This window comes from Desulfobaccales bacterium, assembly GCA_041648175.1.
Taxonomy (GTDB): domain Bacteria; phylum Desulfobacterota; class Desulfobaccia; order Desulfobaccales; family 0-14-0-80-60-11; genus 0-14-0-80-60-11.
In genome coordinates this window covers 1-7027 of sequence record JBAZPO010000041.1, presented here as the reverse complement: position 1 = coordinate 7027, position 7027 = coordinate 1, and the positions used below count along the sequence as shown (strand labels likewise).

The 7027-nt window shown below is 55.7% G+C and carries 12 protein-coding genes; 11 read left to right on the top strand and 1 reads right to left on the bottom strand.

Annotated elements, in window-relative coordinates; genetic code table 11:
• From WC600_18425 to WC600_18390, 8 genes are all read left to right on the top strand, one after another.
• A partial coding sequence (locus tag WC600_18425) for a hypothetical protein (GenBank protein ID MFA4904707.1) occupies positions 1-1132 on the top strand: 1132 nt, incomplete at its 5' end.
• Complete coding sequence (locus WC600_18420; protein ID MFA4904706.1) at positions 1129-1389, top strand: hypothetical protein; 261 nt, start codon at positions 1129-1131, stop codon at positions 1387-1389. The genes WC600_18425 and WC600_18420, both read left to right, overlap by 4 nt.
• A complete protein-coding gene (locus WC600_18415; protein ID MFA4904705.1) occupies positions 1389-1691 on the top strand; it encodes a zinc ribbon domain-containing protein in 303 nt (100 codons plus the stop codon). The genes WC600_18420 and WC600_18415 overlap by 1 nt, the downstream gene beginning before the upstream one ends.
• A gap of 1 nt (position 1692) precedes the next feature.
• Positions 1693-1908, top strand: a complete 216-nt coding sequence (locus WC600_18410) for a hypothetical protein (protein MFA4904704.1) — start codon at positions 1693-1695, stop codon at positions 1906-1908.
• Positions 1902-2156, top strand: a complete 255-nt coding sequence (locus tag WC600_18405; GenBank protein MFA4904703.1) for a hypothetical protein — start codon at positions 1902-1904, stop codon at positions 2154-2156. Before WC600_18410 ends, WC600_18405 begins: the two co-directional genes overlap by 7 nt.
• A gap of 115 nt (positions 2157-2271) precedes the next feature.
• Positions 2272-3171 carry a hypothetical protein gene (locus WC600_18400; GenBank protein MFA4904702.1) on the top strand — a complete coding sequence of 300 codons (900 nt, stop codon included), beginning with the start codon at positions 2272-2274 and terminating at the stop codon, positions 3169-3171.
• A 15-nt stretch (positions 3172-3186) separates the two neighbouring features.
• Positions 3187-4122, top strand: a complete 936-nt coding sequence (locus WC600_18395) for a phage major capsid protein (protein MFA4904701.1) — start codon at positions 3187-3189, stop codon at positions 4120-4122.
• A gap of 14 nt (positions 4123-4136) precedes the next feature.
• Positions 4137-4640: a hypothetical protein gene (locus WC600_18390; GenBank protein MFA4904700.1), complete on the top strand. Its 504-nt coding sequence runs from the start codon at positions 4137-4139 to the stop codon at positions 4638-4640.
• On the opposite strand, the gene WC600_18385 is transcribed toward WC600_18390, so the two are convergent.
• Entirely contained in the window at positions 4565-5350 is a 786-nt protein-coding gene (locus WC600_18385) for a hypothetical protein (protein ID MFA4904699.1), read from the bottom strand. The two genes, WC600_18390 and WC600_18385, sit on opposite strands and share 76 nt — an antisense overlap.
• A 258-nt stretch (positions 5351-5608) precedes the next feature.
• On the opposite strand from WC600_18385, the gene WC600_18380 reads away from it, so the two are divergent.
• From WC600_18380 to WC600_18370, 3 genes are all read left to right on the top strand, one after another.
• Complete coding sequence (locus tag WC600_18380; protein ID MFA4904698.1) at positions 5609-5869, top strand: hypothetical protein; 261 nt, start codon at positions 5609-5611, stop codon at positions 5867-5869.
• A 52-nt stretch (positions 5870-5921) separates the two neighbouring features.
• On the top strand, positions 5922-6293 hold the full coding sequence (locus tag WC600_18375; protein MFA4904697.1) for a chitobiase/beta-hexosaminidase C-terminal domain-containing protein: 372 nt from the start codon (positions 5922-5924) through the stop codon (positions 6291-6293).
• A gap of 10 nt (positions 6294-6303) precedes the next feature.
• Positions 6304-7027 (top strand): glycosyltransferase family 2 protein (locus tag WC600_18370; GenBank protein MFA4904696.1); only part of this gene is annotated, 724 nt, incomplete at its 3' end.

Sequence of the window (7027 nt, the reverse complement as noted above, 5' to 3'; positions counted from 1 at the left end):
GGAACCCATGATAGACGATGCTACTGGTTTGCCGGTGTTCGTTGACGGTCAGCCCGCCCTCGTTCAATCCCGGCAGCGCATTGAACCCGAAGAATGGTCGAAGTACCCCGGCTTCCTGCGGTGCATTTACGTTGCTGGCAAAGGCGACGTGGTTCTGGAGGACGTGCCGAACCCCAGCATCAACCCCGACCTGCCCCGGGAGATGACCTCTCAGACCTACCTCTGGGATAAATTCCCCTTCATCAAGCGCCTGTCGTACTCTGACGACATTTCTGAGTATGGCCTGTGTGTCTTTGAGCAAATCGAGACACTGGTCATCGAGATTTGCAAGAAGCTCACGCAGTACGGGGTTCACCTGGAGCGCACCTGTCGGAATCCCCTGATCCTGCCCCAGGGGTGCGGAGTCAAGAATAGCCAGACCAATAACCTTCCGGCCCGGATATGGGAGCCGGTCGCTGGCTTGGCCCAGCAAATCAGATTTCTCGAAGTGCCACAGACCCCTAACGATCTCCTGGCTTTCATCGAACTGTGCATCCGTCTGGTGGACATGGTGACGGGCATCACTGAGGTATCGGAGGGTCGTCGCCCCTCGGGTGTGACCGCGGGCGTAGCTATCGCTGAGTTGCAGGAAAAAGCGCAGGTTGCGTATCGCATCAAAATACGCAATAATGACACTTATCTGGAAGAACAGGGTCGGATGTTTATTGGCCTGGGGCAGAACTGGTACACCGACCAGGAATATTTACGGTACGAGGGCAAGGGCGCAGAACAAATGCTGGCATTCCGGGGCATTGACTACCAAGGTGATTTGGCTTTTCACATGGAGGCTGGCAGCACTCTCCCCCGCAACCGGGCAGTGCGCCAGCAGCAGGTCCTTGAACTGGCCAAGAGCAGGCCGAACTTCCCCAATAAGGCTTTGCTCAAAGAGCTATCAGTCCCCAACGCTGATGAATTGGCGGCGCAGATGGACGCTGGGCCCCTGGGCATGGCCATGCAGAAGCTTCAGCAGAGCGGCTTGATCCCGGAAGAGGTGTTACAGACCATTGATAACCTGATGAAGATGGACGACCGGCAATTCGCGGCCAATTTTGGCAGCGGTAATCCGCTGGACGTGGCAGGAGGCCAGGGATGAGCAAGGAATTTATGGACAGAGTGAAAGCAAATCAGGCGGCCAAGGCAGAAGCGAAACCTATCCCGGTGGTGACGATTCAGGTGTCGCTGTATGCAAATAATCAGGTGACAGTTCAGCGCCCCGAGGGCGACTCGCCGGCGCACTTGGCAGCAATCGTTGATCTCTTGGCTACGGCTCAGAAGATTATTTGTGCCAAGATAGCCAAAGCCGAGCCGAGCCGGATCGTGGTGCCCCCTCCGGGGACGAAGGTGAATTGATGCCGACCTACACGTACCAGTGCCGGGATTGCGACCACACGATAGAGCATATCTGCAAAATTGCGGAGCGCCCGGAAGTTATAACCTGCGCCTGCTCGGGTCAAATGCGCCAAATTATCGTTGCCCCGGCTATTCAGGTCGATACCATCCAGGACACGCCCTGGCTCCGGGACTTCGCCCGAACCCGCAAGGAGGCCCGGTTCGGTGGTAAGCCTATTGAGACACGGACGGAGTACCGGCAGTATTTGAAAGATCATAACCTGAGAGATCCCCATAAGGGTGAGAATATTACGGAGATATGATATGGCATTAACACTCGATCAACTGTCTCCTACAACCGAAGATTGGTGGGACCCGGATTTCAAGGCGCCCGAGTCATTTTGTAATTTAATCCGGGCTCTCAAAAAACTATACGATGAGGACCCCAGCCCCGAAGCGCTACAAGCTGTAACTACGGTGCTTGGGTGGCTTGCAGTGCCGCCTTTGGGCAATCCTGTTTATAAAAAGGGTGAATGTTGACCCAGAACGCCTCCATAAGCAAGACAGAGGACGGCCAGTTCACGGTGACGACCTACAAAGAGTTCAAGTGCCCTGCCTGTGGCCGCATCATCCTTGAACCAAGGCCGGGGGCTGAGTTTAAAATACAGTGTCACCGATGCGGGGCGATGTGGAAGATGGAAGGAGGAAGCACCACGATGCTCAGGCCACCCAAGAAGGTGGCGGGCAAGATGTTCCTGGATGGCGTAGAGAAGTTCTACAAGAAGTAAAATAGCGCCCCTTTGAGGGCCAACCATAGTTTGAATTGAGCCCGAGCGGGCCATGGCAGGTTATCTGCCGTGGCCCGCTTTTTGTTTAACCCTAAAAATTAAGGAGCAAAAAGTCATGGCTGAGATTCAAGACGAACCCTTTGACCCCGCCGCCGAGGGGGTGCTGTCAGACCCCGACGAACTGGCCCTGGAGCAAGACCGTGAGGACCGGCTGGCGGCTGAGTCCCAAACAAAAACCGCTGCGGCAGAAGTAGAGGGGGAGGAGTTTGAATACGAAACCCCTGACGGCAAGGTCGTGCGCCTGTCGGCTGAGCAGGCCGAGGCTGTTCAAAGCCTGCTCGACGCAGAGGAGCGGGCTGCGTCCTTGGAGGCCGAGAACAAGGCACTGAAAGAGAAACCTGCTGAGGCCAAGCCCGTCGAGACCAAACCGGTAGAGCCCGATGCTGGTGATTTTGAGCCGGTGCAGTGGGACGTGGTGGGCGACAACTTCCAGGCCATGCTTGAGGGCGAGAAAGGCGGGGCGGCGGCTATTGGCCCAGCACTTCACGACGTGGTTCTGCGAACCATCGCCACGGACCCCATAATTGCCGACGTAGTTGGCCGGTACATTGACTATCGGGTGAGTCAGCGGGAGCAGGGATTGAAGGCGGAGACCAGCTTCAAGGACTTCGTGGGCGACGAACCTACCGAGGCCGAGGTTGCGGCTTTCCGCAAGGATAATCCCTGGGCCACAACCAAAGTCCTGGCAACCCTGGGCGTCAAGAATGCCCGGGAGACCGCTCGGCTGAACCAGGAAATCGCTGACCTGAAGGCCGGGAAGCCGGCCGCAGAGAAGGCGGCCAAGGCCAAGGGGGCCGAAGAGACTGTCAGAAGCATGAAGGCGAAGGGCACATTGCGCCGGGTGACTACTGGGCGCACCGCACCGGCCGGGGCACCCCAGGGGAAACCCCGGACCGAAAACGAACTCATCCAGAAGCAAGTGGCCAAGATTCAGGCCATGCGCCAAGGAAATTAACAGGAGGTAAACGTCATGGCTTTGGCTCTTGACGAACTCAATGCAACAACCCAGGAGTGGTGGGAGAGTGGGGCCCAGGATGTTCTCTATAAGGGTAACGTCCTGATCGGCACCATGCTCAAGGATGCTAAGAAATGGGACGGCGGCACGAAGATTCGCCAGGTCCTTGATTACGGGCAACCCATGGGCGGCGACTTTAACGCGACCAGCGTGTTCAACACCAACAAGGTCAGCACCCTGACCGCGGCCACCTGGACCCCGGGCTATTACTACGAGCCGGTTGTCTACGACATCGACGACTCGGTGCAGAACGCCGGGATGGCCCAGGAAGTTGACATCGTGAACCAGAAACTCAACAAGTCGGCGAAGCATATCCGCTACAACCTGGCTTACGACCTGTATAACTCCACCGGGTACGGGACCAGTGGCCGGAAACTCGTAGGCCTGCTGGGCATGATCTCGTCCAGCGCCACCTACGGCAATATCGCTGTGGCCGACCTGGCTGAGTGGGTTGCCGGGTATGCCAACGCGACTGCGGCGCCCATCACCTTCAACATCGTGGATACCCTGCTGCTGAACTGCATGGTGGGTGATGATGCCGGTGATGAGCCGAACCTGCTCGTAACCACTCGGACCCTGTTCAGCTCCCTGCGGTCTCAGACCTTGCCGCACCTGCGTCTGGAGCACGGCGACCTGGCCGACATGGGGTTCAAGAACATCGACTACCTGGGCAATCCCATCGTGCGGGACTACATGTGCCCCACCGGGTACCTGTTCGGCCTCAACAAGAACTACATGGGGTTCCGGGTCCATAAGGACTACAACTTCAAGAAGACCCCGTGGGAGAAGCCGATTGGCCAGGAAAAATACGCCATGTATATCGAAGTCGTGCTTCAGATGATCTGCAAGCGCCGCGACGCCCATGGCTACAAATCCGGGCTGACCGCCTAAAGGAGGTTTAACGCATGAGCACAGTAATGAAGCGTACCACCGTTATGGACGGCGAAGTTGTGCGCCTTCCGCTGATTTTCAACAACAACGTGGAAACCAGCGCACAACTTGAACTTCCCGTGGGCATGGTTATCCGGCCTGAAGACATGTGGCTCATCATCACTACCATTGATGCCACAGAAACCATCAGCGTCGGTATTGGCATGAGCACTGAAGTGGGTTTTGACGCCGATGGATTTATCGTCACCTATCCCCTGGATACTGCGGGGACCTACCGGGTAGCTGACATGGCGACCGCCATTGATGGTGCGAGCCAGAACTACCTTACCACTTACATCGGAGCTCTGTTCTGGAATGGGAAGGTGGGCGGCAATGCGGCTGATACGTCAGGCATTTACGCCACCAAAAGTTATCGTGGAGATGGTATATGTAAGACCATCTGCTATACCTGCTCTGCTGACAGCGATACCTTTGTAGGGGCCTTGGTCTTTATTCCCAGGATCCTGCCTCTGGCGTAAAGGAGGCTGACCATGCCTGCTTCGTTATCGCCCAGCTTATCACCGTCAATTTCTCCCTCGGCGAGCCCGTCGGGTTCGCCGAGCATTTCGCCTAGCGCTTCGCCCAGCGTTTCGCCGAGCGAATCGCTTTCTCCAAGTTTGTCTCCGAGCATTTCACCTTCAACCTCTCCGTCGGAGTCTCTTAGCCCGTCGCTTTCGCAGAGCATCTCACCGAGCAGAAGCCCAAGCTTGTCTCCAAGTGCTTCTCCCAGCGTTTCTCCATCAGTGAGTCCCTCAGAATCGTTAAGCCCGAGCATTTCTCCGTCCGTGAGCCCTTCGGCGTCTTTAAGTCCGAGCATTTCACCCTCAGTCAGCCCCTCGGCATCGCTTTCTCCAAGCATTTCGCCTTCAGTTAGCCCATCGGCATCTATTTCCCCAAGCATATCGCCGAGCTTGAGTCCAAGCATAAGTCCGAGTGCCTCGCCGAGCATTAGCCCCAGTATTTCACCCAGTGTCTCGCCCAGTATCAGCCCGAGCGCGAGTCCGAGCATTTCGCCGAGTGTTTCACCAAGCCTATCTCCGAGCGTTTCTCCGTCCGTGAGCCCTTCGGCGTCGCTCAGTCCATCAGTCTCGCCCTCGATTTCACCTTCGGTCAGCCCATCGGCGTCACTTTCTCCGTCAACTTCGCCGTCACTCAGTCCATCAGTCAGCCCGTCGGCTGCGGTGGACATTCCAGAGGCCAATATTGACCGGGAAACGCATTATTCTATGGGAACTATCCGGGGTTATCAGGTGAGAATCAAGGGTGACGGGGCTGGTCGGCAGATAAATGTGCCCTTTAGTCGAGTAGAAGGCTACTGGATCACGAATATCACCGAAACCACTAACCTAAAGGCGACGGAGAGTTCTGGGGCGATCACTTACGCCTACCCGCCGGGCCTTAACCTCTATCATTACTTGTTTGTGATAGGGTATTAGGAGGTAACTGTATGGCGGATTTTCCCGATGTAAATGTTGACCTAAAGCTCCACATCAACTTTGGGAATGCAAAGATGTGGAAAGCCAGAGTCAAGGGCGACGGGGCGGGGACCACCCTTGTGGTTCCTTTTGGCCGCATTGAAGGCTACTGGACGCAGAATATTGATGATACCACCGAAATTCCGCGTATCAGCCATGCCGACTCGACCTTAACTTACAATAGCGCTCCGACAAATTCTAAATACCATTGGCTTTTTGTCATTGGTTATTAACTCCGCGGGGCAGGAGGCCCTGCCCCCGGACCCCCTTTAAGGGAGATTGATCATGTTCCAATTTTTGACCAGTAATTTCCTGGGCGGAGGACATCAGAAAATTGCCATTGCAAATGTGGTGATTTCATTGTTTGCTAATGCCCTTACCCTGATAAAGCCAACATCAGGAACCTTTTCTGGCAAACAAGCAACTGGGGTTTATATAAGTTGTGTAACCGGTGCGATTTTTTATACCTTTGACGGCACCGCCCCCGCTACTGACGGTAGCACCGGGCACCCCCTTGAGATAGGGGACAATATGACGGTGTTTGGTTGGGATAATGTCAAACGCTTACAATTTATCCGGCAAGGTGCAGTTTCTGGGGCCATTATCGTGACACCGTTATTCAGCGCGGTCGGTGTCGTTGTGGCCGACCTGCCTTAAGGGATTTGGCATGAAATTGTCGGTGGTCATCCCCAGCTACAAGGATCCGCTGTTAATCAAGACGATTGGCAGCCTTCTGGCCACATCTGAGCTTGGGGACCGGTTGGAGATTATCGCCGTCTGGGATGGCTACTACCCGTCTTTTCAACTGATAGACGATCCAAGAGTGAGGTATATCCACCTAGGCAAAAACAGGGGCATGAGGGGCGCCATAAACGCCGGGGTTGCCGTGGCCCGGGGTGAGTTCTTGATGCGTGCGGATGAGCATTGCCTGTTCGCTCAGGGGTTCGATAAGGCTATGACCGATGCCTGTCGCCCGAACTGGATAATGACGGCCCGGCGGTACTTCCTGGACCCGGTACAATGGAAAGTGATGGAATCTGAGCCTCCGGTCGATTATGAAAAACTGGTGGTTCAGGGGGGCGTTAAATTTGCCGGGCAGCGTTGGATGGAACGGGGGCGACGGCGGCACCATAAACTGATCGACAAGACTATGGCGATGCAGGGATCCTGCTGGGTCATGCCCCGAAAATGGTGGAAGGACGTGATCGGCGAGTTACAGACCGAGGGGTATGGCCCCTTAACCCAAGATTCTCATGAAATGGTTTTCAAGACCTGGCAAGCTAAGGGCGAATTGATGCTGCACAAAGGAACCTGGTTTGCCCATAAACACCGGAGTTTCCCCCGCACTCACAATGGGGGCACCCCCGAAAACCCGGCGGACACCAAGGCCA